Here is a 17,911-nt window from a genome sequence, read left to right as displayed (position 1 = left end):
AAACTAACCTAAAGGTTTTTAAACCATATGTTTCGTTCTAGATATGGGCTTATGAAAAAAAGAATTTTAGTTGCGCCTCTTAATTGGGGTTTGGGTCATGCAACACGCTGCATTCCTATTATTAAGGCTTTAATAGATTGTGGTTTAGAACCAATTCTTGCTAGTGATGGTAACGCCTTATTGCTTTTGCAAAAAGAGTTCTTGGGGTTAGTATCTATTGAGCTTCCGACTTATAATATTACTTATACAAAGACTGGAAAATATTTTAAACTAAAATTGTTTAAAGATTCACCTAAGTTATTAAAGGCAATTAAAAACGAAAAGAAAGTTACTAAGGCTATAATAGATGACTTTAATATTTCAGCAATCATTTCAGACAATAGGTTAGGAGTTTATAGTAATAATATACCATCGGTAATTATTACACATCAATTAAATGTTCTAAGCGGAAACACTACTTGGCTCAGCACAAAAGTGCATCAACAATTTATTAGTAGGTTTGATGAATGCTGGGTTCCTGATTATGATGGTGATATTAATTTGAGTGGGAGGCTAGGACATTCTGATCGTTTTGAAATACCACCGAAATATTTAGGTCCCTTAAGTCGATTTTCTAAAAGCACTTTACCTATTAAAAATGATTTACTGGTATTGTTATCGGGGCCAGAACCACAGCGAACGTTTTTAGAAGAAAAACTATTACATGAGTTAAAAAACTATAAAGGAAAAGTAGTTTTTATAAAAGGTATGATGCAAGACGAACAAACTTCTGAGGTAAAAGAGAATATGACTATTTATAATTTTATGATTTCTGAAGAATTAGAAAAGACTATAAATGAAAGTGCTCTTATTATTTCAAGATCGGGTTATACCACCATAATGGATGTAGCCAAATTAGAAAAAAAAGCTTTTTTTATTCCAACACCAGGGCAGTTTGAACAGGAGTACCTAGCTAAACGATTAACATATTTGGGCATAGCTCCAAGTTGTGCACAAGATGAATTTAGTTTAGATAAACTTGAAAGTATTAATTCTTATAAAGGATTTTCAACTAAAGAATCAACACCAAATTTTAAAGAGTTATTTGACTTTTTCCAAAGTGAATGAGAATTCGCTGCCTACCCCATACTCACTTTCTATGTAAATTTTTTCGTCGTGAGCTTCAATTATATGCTTTACAATAGCGAGACCTAACCCAGATCCTCCTTCGCTACGTGCACCACTTTTATCGACGCGATAAAAACGTTCGAAGAGGCGTGGTATGTTGATTTTTTCAATGCCTTCTCCATTATCAGTGACACGGACAATAACTTTATTTTTAATAAGGTTTTCAATACTTACCTCTGTAGTTCCTTTTAGGTTGCCATATTTTATCGAATTAACGATGAGGTTGCTTAATACTTGTTGTATGCGTTCTTTGTCTGCTTTAACCAATATTGGATTGGGATAATCTGTATCGAATGTAAGAGTTACCTTTTTTTTATTGGCGCGCATCTCGAACATTTCGAAAACATTTTTAACAAGCTCTACGATGTCAAATTCTTCAATATCTAAACTTAGATCACCAACTTCAAGCTTAGTAATCATGTCTAAATCTTTTACTATATAACTCAGTCTTTCGACCCCTTTGCTGGCACGCTTTAAATAGTTTTCTCTAATTTTTTCATCATTCATAGCGCCATCTAAAAGCGTTAAAATATAACCTTGAATCGTAAATAATGGTGTCTTTAATTCATGAGAAACATTTCCGAAGAATTCTTTTCGATATTGTTCTCTTATTTTTAAAGTTTCAATCTCTAATTTTTTATCACGTGCAAACCTATCGATTTCTTGTGTAAGCGTTCCCATGTCTGTAGTAATTGCGCTTTTGGGTAATGATGTGGATTCTAAAAGTGTTAAATCATCGTATATTTTTTTTACTCTGCTATAAATAAAGCGTTCTATGCTTAATTGGATAAGTATGAATGAGGTTAAGTATATTGTTATAGTAAGTGCTAACAAAAGAAACCAATTTATTTCAAAAAAATAATAGAAAAAAACACTCATTAAGAGTGTTACGCACAAAGTAATATAAAGCGATGTTTTAGCAGCAAATCGATATGTTTTTTTAAATTTAGGTTGCATCGTGGTGCTAATCTACAAACTTATAGCCAACTCCTTTCACTGTTTTAAAACTTTCATCGCCTATTTTTTCACGCAGTTTTCGAATATGAACATCAATGGTTCGCCCTCCAACAATAACTTCATTTCCCCAAACTTTATCTAGGATTTCATCACGCTTAAAAACCTTTCCTGGTTTTGAAGTTAATAAAGACAGTAATTCAAACTCTTTTCTAGGTAAAATTATTTCTTCTCCTTTTAGGCTTATTTTATATTCCTCTCTGTCAATAACAAGATTCCCAATTTTTACAGTAGTAATAATATCATCTTCCTTAAAACGTCTTAAAAGTGCTTTAACTTTACTAACTAAAACTTTAGGTTTTATAGGTTTTGTAATATAGTCATCGGCGCCAGCATCAAAACCTGCCACCTGTGAGTAATCTTCACCTCTTGCTGTTAAAAAGGTGACAATGGTATCTTTTAAATTGGGGACTTTCCGTATTTGCTCGCATGCTTCGATACCATCCATTTCAGGCATCATAACATCCAGAATTATTAATTGAGGTAATTCTTTTTTAGCTTTTTTTAAACCTTCAAAACCATTTTTTGCAGTAATAATTTGGTAACCTTCACTTGATAGATTATACCCAACTATCTCTAGAATATCTGGTTCATCATCAACTAATAATATTTTAATATCCTTTTTATCCATTATAAAGTTTGATAGTTTATAACTATTACAAAAGTAAATATAAAACTTATAAGGGTAATTTTTAGAAATGGTACAACAAATAACAATATAGTAACACTCTATTAACCTTGCGGGAAAAAGAATAAATTTTTATTATCTATTTGGTACAACTTTCGTTATTATTTATTAACTTTAGCTTATAAAATCCTACTATGATAAAAAACTACGTTTTTATTTTATTTTTCACTTTATCATTCTTTACAATCCCAAAAGGATTTGCACAAGATATTAATGGAAAAGATTCTGTAACCCAAAAAATAGAAGCACTCTCTATTTATCCTAATCCAGTAAGTAACAATAGACAATTTATCAATATTACTACCAGACTCAATAGTATAAAACAAATAGAGTTTTTTAATGTTATTGGGAAGAAAATTTATGCAACCGTTTTAAATGGTAGAGAACTTAATATTTCTCGATTATCCACTGGAGTGTATTTTATAAAAATCACAGAAAATAATATTAGTGAGACCCGAAAATTGGTAATAAAGTAAGGATAAAGTTAATACATTTTAAAAAAACAGCCTAAATGGCTGTTTTTTTAGTTTTATATTAAAAAGTATTCTTATTTTTAGAGTGACTAATTTTTTAAATAATTTTTACAATGAAAAAACTTTACTTTTTACTTTTTTAATTTATGGCCTTTCTTTTGGGCAGACAACTGTCTTTCAAGAAAATTTTGAAGGCGCAGCATCATATACAACATCAATGCCTGAGCAAAATGATGGCGGCTTCGATTATTTTACAGTAACAGATGGAACTGATTTATCAGGAGTTTATAATGGCCCTGAAGGCTCTAATTTTTTTGCTGCACACGATTTGGATGCTGATGGCATGAGCTCACCTGCAACAATGACATTTGATGATATTGATATTTCTACGTTTACTGATTTAACCTTTTTAATTTTATTAGCTGAAGATGATGACGGTTCAAATCAAGATTGGGATAATAGCGACTTTTTGCATATTGAATATGATATTGATAATTCAGGGTCTTTTACTAATTTATTATGGATTGAAAATGATGGGGCTACCTTTAATACAGAGCCCCAAGTAGATTTGGATTTTGATGGAAATGGAGATGGTGCCTCCGTAACCGATACTTTTACTGAGTTTACTGCTGCTATTTCGGGATCAGGAAGTGTTATCGATATCAGGATAACATTTGGAGGATTAACTTCTTCAGATGAGGATATTGCTTTGGATGATATCAGAATTATTGATGGCTTTGTTGCTATGCCTAGCATTACAATTACAGCGCCAACGAATGGTTCTGAATTTGATCCGGGTACTACAAGTGTAGATTTGACTTGGTCTACTGCAAATTTATCAGGATCAGAAACTGTAGATGTTACAATTGAAAGCACTACAATTAACTACCCCGCAAATCAGCCATCCGTATCCATCCCCACATTGGATGGATCTGTTGTTAATGTTACTGTTGATTTAGTTGATGGAGGTATATTGGACTCAGACACTACAACTTTCTCAGTTAAACAAATAAATACAGTAGCCACAATAGGAGAGTTAAGAATGGGTTCGGTAGGAGATTTTTATACATTGACTGGAGAGGGTATTTTAACCTTTCAACAGGATAGTAGATATCAAAAAGTTATTGAGGATGACCCTGGGAATTCTTCAAGTCAAGGAATTGTTATTGATGATGCTGATAATATAATTAAAACAACCTATAACTTAGGTGATGGTATTTCTGGAATTACAGGTCGATTATCTGATTTTGGAGGAACACTTCAATTTGTGCCATCATCGGACCCAGGAGCGGCAACTTCTTCGAGTAACGCCTTGACTCCTCAAAGTATTACTCTATCAGAATTAGATATGAATTCTGAGAATTATGAGTCGGAATTGGTTAAGGTTACTGCAGTTACCATGGATAATTCAACTTCAATTTTTAATTCTGGATCTACTCATGGGTTGACTCAAGGGGGGGATACATTTAATTTTAGGTCATCATACCCAAATGTTGATTATGTCGTACAATCTGGTGAAGTGCCAGTCGATCCTACCGACATAACAGGGATAGTTTCAGAAAGGTTTGGGCCTTATTATCTTACCGCAAGGGACACGAACGATTTTAGTGTAACAATAGTGCTTTCTACAGATATGGTTGAAAAGAATAGTTTTGCAGTATTTCCTAATCCGACAAATTTAGGTTATGTAAACATATTCAACAGAAATAATTTGAATATGCAAGTTTCTGTTTTTGATATTTTAGGAAAACAGATCTTGAATAAAACAATTTCAAATAATAAATTAAATGTTTCTAACTTAAAAAGTGGAGTTTATATTATTAAAATTTCTCAGGATGAAGTATCAACTACCAAGAAACTAGTTGTTCAATAAATATAATTTTCTTATATATTTTAAAAGCGTTGCTTATTGGCGACGCTTTTTTAATTGACTATTTTTGACTATTATAATTTTATGATAGATACCGAAGCCATATTCAACATAATAACTGAAAGCGACTTTAAAAATATGGCTCTTGAGGTTTTTAATTTTCAATTTGAAAATAATAAGGTGTATCGATCTTTCTGCGATTTAATAAATAGGCATCCTAGTGATGTAAGCACTATAAAGGATATTCCTTTTTTACCTATACAATTTTTTAAAACACATGATGTTTTAAGTTCAAAGGAAGCAATTGAAGCTACTTTTACAAGTTCTGGAACAACGGGAAGTGTTACTAGTAAACACTATGTAACCAACCTTGAATTATACAAGCATAGTTTTACTGATGGATTCGTTCAGTTTTATGGCAACATTGAAGACTATACTATTTTAGCGCTTTTGCCATCGTACTTAGAGAGAGAAGGCTCGTCTCTAATCTACATGGTCGATGATTTGATTAAACAATCAAATTCTACCGAAAGCGGATTTTATCTGAATAATTTGTCAGAGTTAACAAGTACTTTAAAGAAACTTGATTCCAATGGTAAAAAAGTATTATTGATTGGGGTTTCATTTGCCTTATTGGACCTAGTTGAATCACATAAATTCAATTTAAAAAACACCATAATTATGGAAACAGGAGGAATGAAGGGGAGACGGAAAGAATTAATTCGAGCAGATCTTCATAATAAATTAAAAGAGGGTTTTGGTGTTGAAACTATCCATAGTGAATATGGGATGACGGAACTTTTAAGTCAGGCATATTCTAATGGGAAGGGCGTTTTTAAATGCCCAAGTTGGATGAAAGTATTGACTAGAGATACAGAGGATGCTTTAACAATTCAGGAAAGTGGACAAACAGGTGGGATTAATATTATCGACTTAGCAAATATTAATTCTTGCTCTTTCATTGCTACACAGGATTTAGGTAAAGTACATAAAGAAGGCTCTTTTGAAATTGTTGGACGCTTCGACAATTCAGATATTCGAGGATGTAATTTAATGGTGTTGTAAGGTTTGTAAAAACATTACGACTATATAATAGCTAAGAAAAAGAAAAATTAATTTTTTTAGTTGGTTGGTTAGTTAAAAGCCTGGTTTTAAACCAGGCTTTTCTTTATTTTATGGATAATACGAAGTAATTTTTCTTCCCTCGCTGTAACAATACAAACTTATTATTAATCAAGTCTTTTGCAGTAATTTTATAGTCTTCTTTTACTTTTTCTTTATTTACAGAAATAGAGTTTTCTTTTAAAGCGCGGCGTGCTTCTCCATTAGATTTTAAAAAGCCACCTTTTTCTGCTAATGCAGCTATAATATCTAATCCGTTTTCAAGATCTGCGCTGGAGATTTCTGTTTGTGGCACACCATCAAATACATCTAAAAACGTTTGATCGTTGAGTGCTTTTAAATCGTCACTAGTTGATTTTCCAAATAGGATACTACTTGCTTTTACAGCGTTATTTAAATCTTCTTTAGAGTGCACCATTGTTGTTAACTCCTCTGCTAAACGTTTTTGCAAAACTCTTAAATGAGGTGCTTCAGCATGCTCTTTAATTAAGCTATTAATAGCTTCTTCATTTAAAAATGTGAAAATCTTAATGTATTTTTCAGCATCTTCATCGCTAGAATTTAGCCAATATTGATAAAATTTATAAGGTGATGTTCTATTGGCATCTAACCATACATTGCCACCTTCAGACTTGCCAAATTTAGAGCCATCAGATTTTGTAATTAATGGACAGGTTATAGCAAATCCTTTACCACCGCCAATACGTCTAATTAATTCGGTACCCGTGGTAATATTTCCCCACTGATCGCTACCACCCATTTGAATGGTACAATTATTTGCCTTATATAAGTGAAGAAAATCGTAACCTTGAACTAATTGATAAGTAAATTCTGTAAAACTCATACCTTCCGATGTTTCTTCTGAAGAAATTCTATTTTTAACAGAATCTTTTGCCATCATATAGTTTACCGTTATGTGTTTCCCTACGTCACGTATAAATTCAAGAAATGAAAAGTCTTTCATCCAGTCGTAATTATTTACTAAAATAGCGGCGTTTTCAGAATTGCTTTCAAAATCTAAAAAATGTGCTAATTGATTTTTTATAGCCTCTTGATTGTGACGCAATGTTTTTTCATCTAATAAATTACGCTCATTAGATTTCCCTGAAGGATCACCAATCATACCAGTAGCTCCACCTACTAGAGCAACGGGTTTATGTCCGCATCGTTGGTAATGTGCCAATAACATAATTGGGACTAAGTTTCCAATATGTAAAGAATCTGCAGTAGGATCGAAACCAATATAAGCGCTGCGTATAGTTTCCTTTAAATGTTCTTCTGCTCCAGGCATTACGGTATGAATCATACCTCTCCAAGTTAATTCTTCAACAAAATTTTTAATCATTTTATAGGATCTTTTATAAACTATGGCAAATATAAAAATACAAGTATAATTACTCACTCATTCTGAATAATTCTTTACATTAGTTGTATGATTTTAGTAACAGGAAGCACAGGTTTAGTTGGAGCACATTTACTTTACAAACTAGTTATAGCCAATGAAAAGGTAAGGGCTATTTATAGGAACGACAATAAACTTAAGAATGTTAAAAGTGTCTTTTCTTGTTATACAGAAGATGTTGAAAGCGCATTTAAAAAAATAGATTGGGTTAAAGCCGATATTTTAGATGTTCCCGCATTAACCGAGGCTTTTAAAAACATTAATTATGTTTACCATTGCGCAGCGTTTGTGTCTTTCGAGTCCGAGAAGTATCATCTTTTAAGACGCACTAATATTGAAGGAACTGCCAATATCGTGAATGCTTGTATTGCTAACAAGATTAAAAAACTGTGCTATGTTAGCTCAGCAGCAACTTTAGGAAAAGAATTAAATAATAAGCTGATAACAGAGGATACTAATTGGAATCCGGATGAAGATAATAATGTCTATGCGATAACAAAATATGGTGCAGAAATGGAAGTTTGGAGAGCAACCCAAGAAGGATTAGAAGTTGTTATTGTTAATCCAGGGGTTATTTTAGGTGGAGGTATTTGGTCCAATGGTTCAGGAAGTTTGTTTAAAAGGGCTTATAAAGGATTGAAATTTTACACTACTGGAAATGTAGGACTTATTGCTGTAGAGGATGTTGTGACAATAATGTTAACCTTGTTGAACAGTGATATTAAAAACGAACGATTTTTATTAGTTGCAGAGAATTGGTCATATAAAAATTTTTTACAAGGTCTTGCCATTTCTGTGAATACGAAACCACCTCAAAAATTAGCCGCTTCTTGGTTGTTAAGTTTGGTATGGAAATTAGATTGGTTGAAAAATAAAATAACAGGAAAGCAAAGAAAACTTACAAAACATATTGCAAGGTCGCTACAAACCGAAGGTTTTTATAGTAGTGATAAAATTAAATCGAGATTAAATTATGATTTTAAATCTATAGACAATACTATTACTGCTGTTGGGTTACACTATCTGAAACAGGTTGAATAAGCCCTTTCTCAAGTTTCTTTTGTGTTAATTGTTGTCTTAAAGAATCTTTTTTTAGAAATGTTCTTATTGAATCTAATTTTTTAATTTGAATAAGGGTGTCTTTAGCTACCAGAGCATTGATTGAGTCTTTTTCTTTTTGTTCTTCAAGTTCTTTTTTCTCTAGCTTCGTAAAAAAATCTTTTAAGTATTTAAGGCTATCCTGAATTTTGGCATAAATGTCATCGTAATCATCAACATGATAAGCATAATAATTATTGCTTAAACTAAATTGTAAACTATCAATTTTATATTTTTCGTAAATATATACTTCGGGAATTATATTATGATTATCTAATACTTTTTTGTTGGTTCCAGTTGCAGAAGATAATAGTCTAATATCTATTAATATATTAACCATTTGTTCCTTAGAAATCAAATTATTTGGTTTTTTCGGGCCTTTGAGTTTATAACAACCTGTTGCTAAAACAAGAACGGCTAAAAGAATGGTGAATCGTTTTAAAATCATCTATTAAAAGTTAATCTTTTAGCTGCATTTGTTTCATAAAACTGGAAGTTATTATAAACCATACTACCATTTATGAAAGTATGTGTTATTCTAGATTTGAAGGTGGCTCCTTCAAAAGGAGACCATCCGCATTTATATAGAATATTCTCTTTTGTTACCGTCCACGGATTATTTAAATCTACTAAAACCATATCGGCATAATACCCCTCTTTTAAATACCCTCTTTTTTCAATTTCAAATAAAATAGCAGGGTTATGACACATTTTTTCAACAATCTTTTCAATTGAAATTTGGTCTTTATGATACATCTCCAAGATAGCTGGTAAAGCGTGTTGCACTAGAGGGCCCCCAGAAGGAGCATTTGTATAAGTATTATTTTTTTCCTCTAATGTATGTGGTGCATGATCTGTTGCTATAACATCAATTCTATCATCCAATAAAGCCTCGAGTAATTGCGATCTGTCTTTTTTCGTTTTTACTGCAGGATTCCATTTAATAAAAGTCCCTTTTTTATCATAATCCTTATCTGAAAACCATAAATGATGAATGCAAACTTCAGCGGTTATTTTTTTATCCTTTAAAGGGATTTTATTAGTAAATAAATTCGTTTCTTTTCCAGTTGATAAATGAAAAACATGCAATCGTGCGCCTGTTTTTTTTGCAAGTTCGATGGCTTTAGAAGAAGACAAATAACAAGCTTCTTCACTTCTAATAATAGGGTGCTTGTTAATTGGAATGTCTTCTCCATACTTTTCGATATGTTCTTTTAGGTTTTTTTTGATAGTAGCTTCATCTTCACAATGAACCGAAATAACCATATTGGTACTCTTAAATATTTTTTCAAGAACGGCAGGATCATCAACCAACATGTTGCCTGTAGACGAGCCTAAAAACAACTTTAATCCTGCAACAGCTTTAGGATCAACTTTTAATATTTCATCTAAATTATCATTAGTTCCTCCAAACATAAATGAGTAATTGGCAGCTGAGGTTTTGGACGCTATTTCAAATTTTTCTTCTAGTTTCTCAATTGTAGTAGTTTGCGGATTTGTATTAGGCATTTCAATAAACGAAGTAATACCACCAGCGATAGCCGCTCTCGATTCTGTTTTAATATCTGCCTTATGCGTTAATCCGGGTTCTCTAAAATGCACTTGATCATCTATAGCACCAGGTATTAAATATTTGCCTTCAGCATCAATTACATGAACATCGGCCGACTTTGCACTTATGGAGTCGCTAATTTCTTTAATGTACTCACCTTCAATTAATATCTCGCCTTTGAAAATTTTACCCTCATTAACAATATTGGCATTTTTTATTAGCGTAGTTTTTAACTTCATCTTCTTTCAACTTTTTTTAAAGATACTTTTTATTTTCATTGAAATAACACCAAAAATGGCTTCAGATATTATTCCAGAACTCAACTTAGATTCCCCTTTAGTTCTATCTGTAAATATCACAGGTACTTCAACAATTTTAAATTTCTTTAAATAGGTTTTAAATTTCATTTCTATTTGAAACGCATAACCAATAAATTTAATTGCTTCTAAATTAAGTGATTCGAGCACTTTTCGTTTGTAACAAATAAATCCTGCAGTAGTGTCGTGTATTTTCATTCCCGTAATTAAGCGCACGTATTTTGAAGCCAAATAAGACATTAAAACACGACTCATAGGCCAATTAACTACATTCACGCCTGTAACGTAACGACTCCCAATGGCTAAATCTGCGCCATCATTTTTACATACATTGTAAAGACGAATTAAATCCTTTGGGTTATGTGAAAAATCAGCGTCCATTTCAAATATGTATTGATACGATTTTTTTAAGCTCCATTTAAAACCATGGATGTATGCTGTGCCTAATCCAGATTTTTCTTTACGAGATTCTAAAAACAATCTGTTAGGAAAACCTTGTTGTAATTCTTTTACTTTTAAGGCTGTTAGGTCTGGGGAATTATCGTCCACTATCAGAATATGAATGTTTTCCGATTGCGAAAACACAGCTTTTATAATAGCTTCTATGTTTTCTATTTCATTATATGTTGGAATAATGACAACGGTGTTTTGCATTGGCCTGTTTGGTTAAAACCTATAATTTTTAGCAAATGTAAACTATTAGGGGATTATTTATTTTAAATATTTCCTAATAATTAAGCCTGAATTAAATATTTATAATAATTTTAACCCATGATTCGCGCTGTCTCTTCAAATGAATTGTTTACGGTATTAATTGTTGCTAGTTTAGTGATAATTACCATGGCAAAACTCGTTTCTCCAAAGCGATTTTACGATTTTGTATTTGTGTTCGGACGTACTAAGTACCTCAAGATATATGCGAGAGAGCAGAAATTTTTTGATAGGTTTGATGCTTTGTTGTTTACAAACCTTATTGTTTCTGCAGGTATTTTTGTCTTTATCTTATATCAATACCTTATAGATGCTACTGTTATATCAATAAATTTTATGTTTAAGTTAACGTTTGGTATTGGAGCTTTTTTTTTAATAAAAGTTTTGGTAGAACGATTAGTTGGAAGCCTTTTTGAAATTGATAAATTAATTGATGAATATTTATTTCAAAAAATAACTTACAAAAATTATTTAGGCCTTTTATTATTGCCAATTAATGCGCTTCTAATCTTCACATTAAGCCCAACATTAGTTTTGTTTTATATAATAGGGACTCTACTAATAACGGTTAATATAATTGGGTTAATTACTTCATTTAAAACGCATCAAAGTTTAATAAAAAACAACTTGTTTTATTTTATTTTGTATCTTTGCGCTCTTGAAATCGCACCCTATATCATTTTATATAAGGTTTTTATTTCGAATTAATACAACAAACTACTTGCTGCATATGAAAGTGAAAACGATTTTGGTATCGCAACCAGAGCCTAAAATAGAAAATTCTCCTTATTTTGATTTACAAGAAAAGCAAAAGGTGAAAATTGATTTTAGACCATTTATTCATGTTGAAGGTGTCCCTGCTAAAGAAATTAGACATCAAAAAATAGATTTGAATAATTACACGGCAATTATTTTAACGAGTAGAAATGCTGTAGATCATTTTTTTAGAATTGCGGAAGAAATGCGTTTTAAAGTTCCAGACTCAATGAAATATTTCTGTCAGTCTGAAGCGGTTGCGTATTATTTGCAAAAATACGTAGTATATAGAAAGCGAAAAATTTATGTTGGTAAACGTACGTTTGCTGAACTTTCTCCTTTAATCAAAAAATACAAGGATGAGAAATTCTTATTACCTAACACAGATAAGGTAAAGCCTGCAGTTCCTGAAATATTAAATGGATTAGGTGTAAATTGGAAGCAAGCTACATTCTATAAAACAGTAGTAAGTGACCTGTCTGATTTGGCAAATGTTTATTATGATGTGCTAGTATTTTTTAGCCCTTCAGGTATTGAATCCTTGTTTCAAAACTTTCCGGATTTTCAACAAAATGAAACGCGCATAGCTGTTTTTGGAAATACCACTATTAAAGCTGTTAAGGAAAAAGGGTTGCGTGTTGATATTGCAGCACCAACACCTGAAACTCCTTCAATGACTATGGCGTTAAAAAAGTATATTGATAAAGTTAATAAAGGGAAGTAATTCTCTTAAATTAAAATATTAAAAAAGCGATTTCAGAATTTTGAAATCGCTTTTTTTGATTTTGAATTAGTCACTTTTATTTAAAATCTAGAACGCATAACGCTGGGGACCACCTCGTCTTATTTCTTCATTACAATGTGCTTCAAATTTTTTGAAGTTTTCACGAAACGCATTGGTTAATTTAAAGGCTGTTTTGTAGTAAGCCTCATCATCATTCCACGTGGCTCTTGGACTTAATACACTAGTTGGTACTCCGGGACATGTTCTTGGTTGTGCAACTCCGAATACCGAATGAATGTGATAATTATCGTAATTATAGAGTCCTAAATCGCCATTTAAAACAGCACTAATCATAGCGCGTGTATATTTTAGTTTCATTCTAGTTCCAACGCCGTATGGACCTCCTGTCCAACCAGTATTTACTAACCAAACATTAACACCAGCCTCAATCATTTTTTTACTGAGCATTTCTGCATATTCTGATGGATGTAAAGGCATGAATGGTGCGCCAAAACATGCTGAGAAAGAAGGTACAGGTTCAACAACACCTGCTTCAGTTCCCGCGACTTTAGCTGTGTATCCCGAAATAAAATGGTAAGCTGCTTGGCTAGGTGTAAGCTTAGATATTGGAGGTAAAACTCCAAAAGCATCAGCTGTTAAAAAGAAAATATTTTTTGGATTTTTACCCGTTGAAGGTATTTGGATATTTTCTATATGATCAATTGGATAGCTTACTCTGGTATTTTGAGTAATGGAAGTATTTTCAAAATCAACATGTCCATCACTGTCTAAAATAACATTTTCAAGAATAGCTCCTTTTTTAATGGCATCAAAAATTTCTGGTTCGTTATCTCTAGATAGATTAATTACTTTAGCATAACAGCCTCCTTCAAAATTAAAAATAGAGTTTTCCTTTGTCCAACCATGCTCATCATCACCAATTAAGCTTCTATTAGGGTCTGTAGATAGTGTTGTTTTTCCTGTGCCTGAAAGCCCAAAAAAAACGGCTGTATCGCCACCTTTTCCAACATTTGCACTACAGTGCATGGGTAAAGTTTCTTTAAACACAGGAAGTATAAAATTTAAAGCTGAAAAAATACCTTTTTTAATTTCCCCAGTATATCCTGTACCGCCAATTAAAGCTATTTTTTTTGTAAAGTTTAATATGGCAAAGTTATGTTGACGCGTACCATCTACTTCTGGTTTTGCCATAAATCCGGGGGCATTCACAACCGTCCATTCTGGAGTAAAACTTTCTAATTCTTTTTCGGTAGGTCGTAAGAACATGTTATAAGCAAATTGGTTACTCCAAGAGTATTCATTTATAACACGAATGTTTAATTTGTAATTGTCATCTGCACAAGCATAACAGTCCCTTACAAAAATATCTTTGTAAGATAAATAATTTACGACCTTATCATAGAGTTTATAAAACTTTCCTGAATCAAAAGGAATGTTGATGTCACCCCACCAGATACGATCTTTGGTAATATCGTCTTTTACAATAAATCGGTCTTTAGGAGAGCGTCCTGTAAATTCGCCAGTATTTACAGCTAAAGCTCCCGAAGAGGCTTCAACACCTTGTCCTTTTTTAATAGCAGCTTTGTGTAATTCGTCTGGAGATAATTGATAATTAATTTTCGCATTTTTAATTCCGTATTTTTCCAACGAAATCGTTTTCGTAAGTTGGCCGTAATTTCCCATACTTCTATAATAAATTATTTATCACGCAAAATTAATACTATTATTTTAATACATTCATTATTTTGAATGATTTTTAGGGGTTATTTTTAAGAAATTCACAAGCATTACGCCCCAAGCTAATATTAAGAGTAAGCCTCCTATTGGTGTTATAAATCCAATCATTTTAAAGTCAAAATTTGTTATTGAATTAGTTGCTAAACCATAGATTGAGCCTGAGAAAAATAATAGACCTATCACAGCTAAATAAAGTATTATTTTTTTTCCTTTTGGCTGTAAGTAATTTGTGTTACCAACAAATAATAAAAAAAGGGCATGATACATTTGGTAGCGTACACCAGTTTCGAAAGTTTGTTGTGCTTCAGCTGTTATTAATTCTTTTAATCCGTGGGCCCCAAAGGCACCTAAAATTATTCCTAAAACACCAAAAATCGATGCGGTAATTAATATTGATTTGTTCATATTTATATATATTATTCGTAATAAATACCTTTTAAATTTATTAAATTCGCAAAATAAAAAGCACTTTTAATAGCTTCATTAGTTAAAACAAAATTACTTAACAAAGTCCGAAATGCGAAAAATTTTAATCATTGGTTCTGGAAAATCATCATCCTACCTTATAAAATATCTCTTAGATAAGTCCACTTTAGAAAATCTTTTTATAACTGTTGGCGATTTGAGTATTAACAACGCTAAAAAGTTAATTAATGATCATAAAAATGCTGAAGCAATTGAGTTCGATGTTTTTGATACTGATATAAGAACTAAGGCTATAAAAAATGCCGATATCGTTGTTTCTATGCTTCCAGCTCGCTTTCATATTGAGGTAGCAAAGGATTGCATTTTGTATGGAAAAAATATGGTCACTGCGTCTTATGTTAGTTCAGAAATGCAGGCTTTAGATGATGAGGCTAAAGCTAAAGGACTCATATTAATGAATGAAATAGGCGTAGACCCGGGAATTGACCATATGAGTGCGATGCAGGTTTTGGATGGTATTCGAGATAAGGGTGGGAATGTAATTTTATTTGAATCCTTTACGGGAGGTTTGGTTGCGCCTGAAAGTGATAATAATCTGTGGAATTATAAATTTACTTGGAATCCTAGAAATGTTGTAACTGCTGGACAAGGAGGCGCTGCTAAATTTTTACAGGAGGGTACATATAAGTACATTCCTTATCATAGATTATTTAGACGAACAGAATTTTTACATATTGATGGATTTGGACGTTTTGAAGCCTATGCCAATAGAGATTCATTAAAATATCAAAGTGTATATGGATTGGATGATGTGAAGACGCTTTATCGTGGAACTATGAGACGTGTTGGCTTTAGTCGTGCTTGGAATATTTTTATTATACTCGGAATGACAGATGATAGTTACATTATAGATGATAGTGAAAACATGAGTTATAGAGATTTTGTAAATGCTTTTTTACCTTATAGTCATACCGATTCTGTAGAGTTAAAATTACGACACGCACTTAAAATCGACCAAGATGACATTGTTTGGGATAAATTGGAGGAACTGGATATTTTTAATCCTAATAAACGTGTAGAACTCAAAAAAGCAACTCCAGCAAAAATACTTCAAAAAATTCTTATGGATAGCTGGACGCTTGCGCAAAATGATAAGGATATGATTGTTATGTATCACAAATTCGGATATGAATTGAATGGAAAAAAACACCAAATTGATTCTAATATGGTAGTTCTTGGTGAAGACCAAACGTATACAGCTATGGCAAAAACAGTTGGATTACCAGTTGCAATGGCATCACTTGCCATTTTAAATAGAAAAATAACAACTCCTGGGGTTCAAATTCCTATTACAAGAGAGGTGTATGAGCCTATTTTAAAAGAACTTGAAAGTTTTGGTGTTGTATTTAACGAAAAGGAAGTACCATACTTGGGTTATAATCCGTTAAATAATTAAGGATAAAATTATCTCTAAATTCTTACTAATTCTAAAAAGATATATTTCAATTTAAAACCAATTAATTACTTTTATGTTTTAAATTGAAATGCATGAAACGAAATAATAAAACCATAACTATAGATGGTATTGATAAAAAAATTCTAAGGACTTTAATGGAAGATGCTAGAACGCCAATTTTAGAAATTGCTCGTAATGTCGGTATTTCGGGAGCGGCAATTCATCAACGGCTTCGTAAACTGGAGAAATCTGGGTTGATTTCTGGATCTAAATTTATTATAAATCCTGAAGTATTGGGGTTTTCTACATCGGCTTTTGTTGGTGTTTATTTTGATAAAGCAGGTGATGCTTCTACAATTATTAAATTATTGAAACGGATTCCAGAAGTATTAGAATGTCACTACACCACAGGAAATTGGAATGTTTTTTTAAAGGTTTTATGCCGTAACAACGACCATCTTATGCAGTTATTGAATACACTTCAAGACATTTCTGGAGTAGCTAGAACTGAAACATTTATTTCTTTAGATCAGCAAATAGAAAGACAAATTAAGATTTAGGTAATATAAAATCTTCTGGCTTAAAACCATTATTAAATTTAATGTTGCTAAATATGTATTGCCCATTTAATATATATTCCCCTTTTTCATTTGGCGCAAAAGATTTCCTAACTGTAGAAATATAAACGCCATCTACCTTTTCGTACTCTAAAGTCATTTTTAAAATAGGGTCATTAATACCCCAATCTGGTAAAGAAAAATAGAACCAATCAATTAAATGTGTGTTTGGGTTGAAATATAAAATATATTCATCATTTTTTTCTTTTTTAGTAATATCAGCATCATACTTTAGGCTTACTTTGTCATATAGAACGTTATTTACCTTTTCAGTACCCAAATGTTTGTATGTCGTTCCAGGATCTTTTAATTTATACATCATAGTAAACCAATAAAAATTCACTTTACGTAAAAAAATCGTTCCTTCAATAGCCTTTTCATCACTAATTACCTTTCCTTCTAAGGTTAAGGCAGGTTTTCCATATACTAAAGATTGAATTGCTGTTCCCTTTTGTTTTGGTAAAACATTTCTTTCGTGGTGTTTGTATAATCCCCAAGAATGTTCACCATGAAATATATGACGTTCTAGAGACACATCTTTACCCGCATCAAAATTGTCATATGAATAATTAAATTCTACATCTTTTTTAGATGCCAAATGTTGATACCCACCATTTTCTTTTACCAAAGCATTTAAGAGTTCTAATGATTTTTCATCACCTTTTTGCGCTTTAATTTCGCTAGAAAAAAGAAATATTGTAGTAACAATTAATGGTGTTACTTTTAAAAAAGCATTTTTTAAATATAGTTTCATAATTAG

The 17,911-nt window shown here is 31.9% G+C and carries 18 protein-coding genes; 9 read left to right on the top strand and 9 right to left on the bottom strand.

The genetic code is table 11. The annotated features are described in order from the left end of the window. Nucleotides 1-51: 51 nt before the first annotated feature. The gene (locus AC2D6V_RS02215; protein WP_484646410.1) at nucleotides 52-1,107 is read left to right on the top strand and encodes a glycosyltransferase; all 1,056 of its coding nucleotides are present in this window, start codon (nucleotides 52-54) and stop codon (nucleotides 1,105-1,107) included. Here AC2D6V_RS02215 and AC2D6V_RS02210 read toward each other — a convergent pair. Both AC2D6V_RS02210 and AC2D6V_RS02205 read right to left on the bottom strand, forming a co-directional pair. Beyond that, nucleotides 1,081-2,124, bottom strand: coding sequence for a sensor histidine kinase (locus AC2D6V_RS02210; protein WP_484646409.1), 1,044 nt, complete (start codon nucleotides 2,122-2,124; stop codon nucleotides 1,081-1,083). The two genes, AC2D6V_RS02215 and AC2D6V_RS02210, sit on opposite strands and share 27 nt — an antisense overlap. Before the next feature lie 7 nt (nucleotides 2,125-2,131). Next, a complete protein-coding gene (locus AC2D6V_RS02205) occupies nucleotides 2,132-2,812 on the bottom strand; it encodes a response regulator transcription factor (RefSeq protein ID WP_484646408.1) in 681 nt (226 codons plus the stop codon). A 191-nt stretch (nucleotides 2,813-3,003) separates the two neighbouring features. Here AC2D6V_RS02205 and AC2D6V_RS02200 point away from each other — a divergent pair, with 191 nt between their 5' ends. The 3 genes from AC2D6V_RS02200 to AC2D6V_RS02190 all read left to right on the top strand — a co-directional run bounded on the left by AC2D6V_RS02200 (nucleotide 3,004) and on the right by AC2D6V_RS02190 (nucleotide 6,277). Continuing rightward, nucleotides 3,004-3,345, top strand: a complete 342-nt coding sequence (locus tag AC2D6V_RS02200) for a T9SS type A sorting domain-containing protein (RefSeq protein ID WP_484646407.1) — start codon at nucleotides 3,004-3,006, stop codon at nucleotides 3,343-3,345. 82 nt (nucleotides 3,346-3,427) lie between these two features. Beyond that, on the top strand, nucleotides 3,428-5,215 hold the full coding sequence (locus AC2D6V_RS02195; RefSeq protein WP_484646406.1) for a T9SS type A sorting domain-containing protein: 1,788 nt from the start codon (nucleotides 3,428-3,430) through the stop codon (nucleotides 5,213-5,215). An 81-nt stretch (nucleotides 5,216-5,296) separates the two neighbouring features. Beyond that, a complete protein-coding gene (locus AC2D6V_RS02190) occupies nucleotides 5,297-6,277 on the top strand; it encodes a LuxE/PaaK family acyltransferase (RefSeq protein ID WP_484646405.1) in 981 nt (326 codons plus the stop codon). Nucleotides 6,278-6,380: 103 nt separating this feature from the next. Here the strand turns inward: AC2D6V_RS02190 and tyrS are convergent, their stop codons facing one another. Then, complete coding sequence (gene tyrS / locus AC2D6V_RS02185; protein WP_484646404.1) at nucleotides 6,381-7,679, bottom strand: tyrosine--tRNA ligase; 1,299 nt, start codon at nucleotides 7,677-7,679, stop codon at nucleotides 6,381-6,383. 87 nt (nucleotides 7,680-7,766) lie between these two features. On the opposite strand from tyrS, the gene AC2D6V_RS02180 reads away from it, so the two are divergent. Beyond that, nucleotides 7,767-8,777: an NAD-dependent epimerase/dehydratase family protein gene (locus tag AC2D6V_RS02180; RefSeq protein ID WP_484646403.1), complete on the top strand. Its 1,011-nt coding sequence runs from the start codon at nucleotides 7,767-7,769 to the stop codon at nucleotides 8,775-8,777. Here AC2D6V_RS02180 and AC2D6V_RS02175 read toward each other — a convergent pair. The 3 genes from AC2D6V_RS02175 to AC2D6V_RS02165 are packed head-to-tail and all read right to left on the bottom strand — an operon-like array spanning nucleotide 8,737 to nucleotide 11,357. Next, nucleotides 8,737-9,282: a DUF4296 domain-containing protein gene (locus AC2D6V_RS02175; RefSeq protein WP_484646402.1), complete on the bottom strand. Its 546-nt coding sequence runs from the start codon at nucleotides 9,280-9,282 to the stop codon at nucleotides 8,737-8,739. The genes AC2D6V_RS02180 and AC2D6V_RS02175 overlap by 41 nt on opposite strands. Further along, the gene (locus tag AC2D6V_RS02170) at nucleotides 9,279-10,625 is read right to left on the bottom strand and encodes a dihydroorotase (RefSeq protein ID WP_484646401.1); all 1,347 of its coding nucleotides are present in this window, start codon (nucleotides 10,623-10,625) and stop codon (nucleotides 9,279-9,281) included. The genes AC2D6V_RS02175 and AC2D6V_RS02170 overlap by 4 nt, the downstream gene beginning before the upstream one ends. A 6-nt stretch (nucleotides 10,626-10,631) precedes the next feature. After that, nucleotides 10,632-11,357: a polyprenol monophosphomannose synthase gene (locus AC2D6V_RS02165; RefSeq protein ID WP_484646400.1), complete on the bottom strand. Its 726-nt coding sequence runs from the start codon at nucleotides 11,355-11,357 to the stop codon at nucleotides 10,632-10,634. Between the two features lie 117 nt (nucleotides 11,358-11,474). Here AC2D6V_RS02165 and AC2D6V_RS02160 point away from each other — a divergent pair, with 117 nt between their 5' ends. Together AC2D6V_RS02160 and AC2D6V_RS02155 are read left to right on the top strand one after the other, a co-directional pair. After that, complete coding sequence (locus AC2D6V_RS02160) at nucleotides 11,475-12,122, top strand: DUF4271 domain-containing protein (protein WP_484646399.1); 648 nt, start codon at nucleotides 11,475-11,477, stop codon at nucleotides 12,120-12,122. A 22-nt stretch (nucleotides 12,123-12,144) separates the two neighbouring features. After that, entirely contained in the window at nucleotides 12,145-12,894 is a 750-nt protein-coding gene (locus AC2D6V_RS02155; protein ID WP_484646398.1) for a uroporphyrinogen-III synthase, read from the top strand. Between the two features lie 87 nt (nucleotides 12,895-12,981). On the opposite strand, the gene pckA is transcribed toward AC2D6V_RS02155, so the two are convergent. Together pckA and AC2D6V_RS02145 are read right to left on the bottom strand one after the other, a co-directional pair. Continuing rightward, on the bottom strand, nucleotides 12,982-14,598 hold the full coding sequence (gene pckA / locus AC2D6V_RS02150) for a phosphoenolpyruvate carboxykinase (ATP) (RefSeq protein ID WP_484646397.1): 1,617 nt from the start codon (nucleotides 14,596-14,598) through the stop codon (nucleotides 12,982-12,984). 57 nt (nucleotides 14,599-14,655) lie between these two features. After that, nucleotides 14,656-15,057 carry a DUF423 domain-containing protein gene (locus AC2D6V_RS02145; protein WP_484646396.1) on the bottom strand — a complete coding sequence of 134 codons (402 nt, stop codon included), beginning with the start codon at nucleotides 15,055-15,057 and terminating at the stop codon, nucleotides 14,656-14,658. Nucleotides 15,058-15,169: 112 nt separating this feature from the next. Between AC2D6V_RS02145 and AC2D6V_RS02140 the strand changes: the two genes are divergently transcribed. Both AC2D6V_RS02140 and AC2D6V_RS02135 read left to right on the top strand, forming a co-directional pair. After that, nucleotides 15,170-16,534 carry a saccharopine dehydrogenase family protein gene (locus AC2D6V_RS02140; RefSeq protein WP_484646395.1) on the top strand — a complete coding sequence of 455 codons (1,365 nt, stop codon included), beginning with the start codon at nucleotides 15,170-15,172 and terminating at the stop codon, nucleotides 16,532-16,534. Nucleotides 16,535-16,626: 92 nt separating this feature from the next. Further along, nucleotides 16,627-17,094: an Lrp/AsnC family transcriptional regulator gene (locus tag AC2D6V_RS02135; protein WP_484646394.1), complete on the top strand. Its 468-nt coding sequence runs from the start codon at nucleotides 16,627-16,629 to the stop codon at nucleotides 17,092-17,094. Here the strand turns inward: AC2D6V_RS02135 and AC2D6V_RS02130 are convergent. Continuing rightward, complete coding sequence (locus AC2D6V_RS02130; RefSeq protein ID WP_484646393.1) at nucleotides 17,084-17,905, bottom strand: DUF6503 family protein; 822 nt, start codon at nucleotides 17,903-17,905, stop codon at nucleotides 17,084-17,086. The genes AC2D6V_RS02135 and AC2D6V_RS02130 overlap by 11 nt on opposite strands. Nucleotides 17,906-17,911 lie beyond the last annotated feature (6 nt).

The organism is Algibacter sp. YIN40, from assembly GCF_057219435.1.
Note: the sequence above shows the minus strand (reverse complement) of the source record. Positions and strands in the feature narration are given on the sequence as shown.

What these genes read in the sequence shown, in the direction of transcription:
- AC2D6V_RS02175 (WP_484646402.1), bottom strand. Translation starts at nt 9,282, where the DNA reads ATGATTTTAAAACGATTCACCATTCTTTTAGCCGTTCTTGTTTTAGCA.
- AC2D6V_RS02130 (WP_484646393.1), bottom strand. Translation starts at nt 17,905, where the DNA reads ATGAAACTATATTTAAAAAATGCTTTTTTAAAAGTAACACCATTAATT.
- AC2D6V_RS02140 (WP_484646395.1), top strand. Translation starts at nt 15,170, where the DNA reads ATGCGAAAAATTTTAATCATTGGTTCTGGAAAATCATCATCCTACCTT.
- AC2D6V_RS02205 (WP_484646408.1), bottom strand. Translation starts at nt 2,812, where the DNA reads ATGGATAAAAAGGATATTAAAATATTATTAGTTGATGATGAACCAGAT.
- AC2D6V_RS02190 (WP_484646405.1), top strand. Translation starts at nt 5,297, where the DNA reads ATGATAGATACCGAAGCCATATTCAACATAATAACTGAAAGCGACTTT.
- AC2D6V_RS02135 (WP_484646394.1), top strand. Translation starts at nt 16,627, where the DNA reads ATGAAACGAAATAATAAAACCATAACTATAGATGGTATTGATAAAAAA.
- AC2D6V_RS02180 (WP_484646403.1), top strand. Translation starts at nt 7,767, where the DNA reads ATGATTTTAGTAACAGGAAGCACAGGTTTAGTTGGAGCACATTTACTT.
- AC2D6V_RS02165 (WP_484646400.1), bottom strand. Translation starts at nt 11,357, where the DNA reads ATGCAAAACACCGTTGTCATTATTCCAACATATAATGAAATAGAAAAC.
- pckA (WP_484646397.1), bottom strand. Translation starts at nt 14,598, where the DNA reads ATGGGAAATTACGGCCAACTTACGAAAACGATTTCGTTGGAAAAATAC.
- AC2D6V_RS02170 (WP_484646401.1), bottom strand. Translation starts at nt 10,625, where the DNA reads ATGAAGTTAAAAACTACGCTAATAAAAAATGCCAATATTGTTAATGAG.
- AC2D6V_RS02160 (WP_484646399.1), top strand. Translation starts at nt 11,475, where the DNA reads ATGATTCGCGCTGTCTCTTCAAATGAATTGTTTACGGTATTAATTGTT.
- AC2D6V_RS02200 (WP_484646407.1), top strand. Translation starts at nt 3,004, where the DNA reads ATGATAAAAAACTACGTTTTTATTTTATTTTTCACTTTATCATTCTTT.
- AC2D6V_RS02155 (WP_484646398.1), top strand. Translation starts at nt 12,145, where the DNA reads ATGAAAGTGAAAACGATTTTGGTATCGCAACCAGAGCCTAAAATAGAA.
- AC2D6V_RS02145 (WP_484646396.1), bottom strand. Translation starts at nt 15,057, where the DNA reads ATGAACAAATCAATATTAATTACCGCATCGATTTTTGGTGTTTTAGGA.
- AC2D6V_RS02210 (WP_484646409.1), bottom strand. Translation starts at nt 2,124, where the DNA reads ATGCAACCTAAATTTAAAAAAACATATCGATTTGCTGCTAAAACATCG.
- tyrS (WP_484646404.1), bottom strand. Translation starts at nt 7,679, where the DNA reads ATGATTAAAAATTTTGTTGAAGAATTAACTTGGAGAGGTATGATTCAT.
- AC2D6V_RS02215 (WP_484646410.1), top strand. Translation starts at nt 52, where the DNA reads ATGAAAAAAAGAATTTTAGTTGCGCCTCTTAATTGGGGTTTGGGTCAT.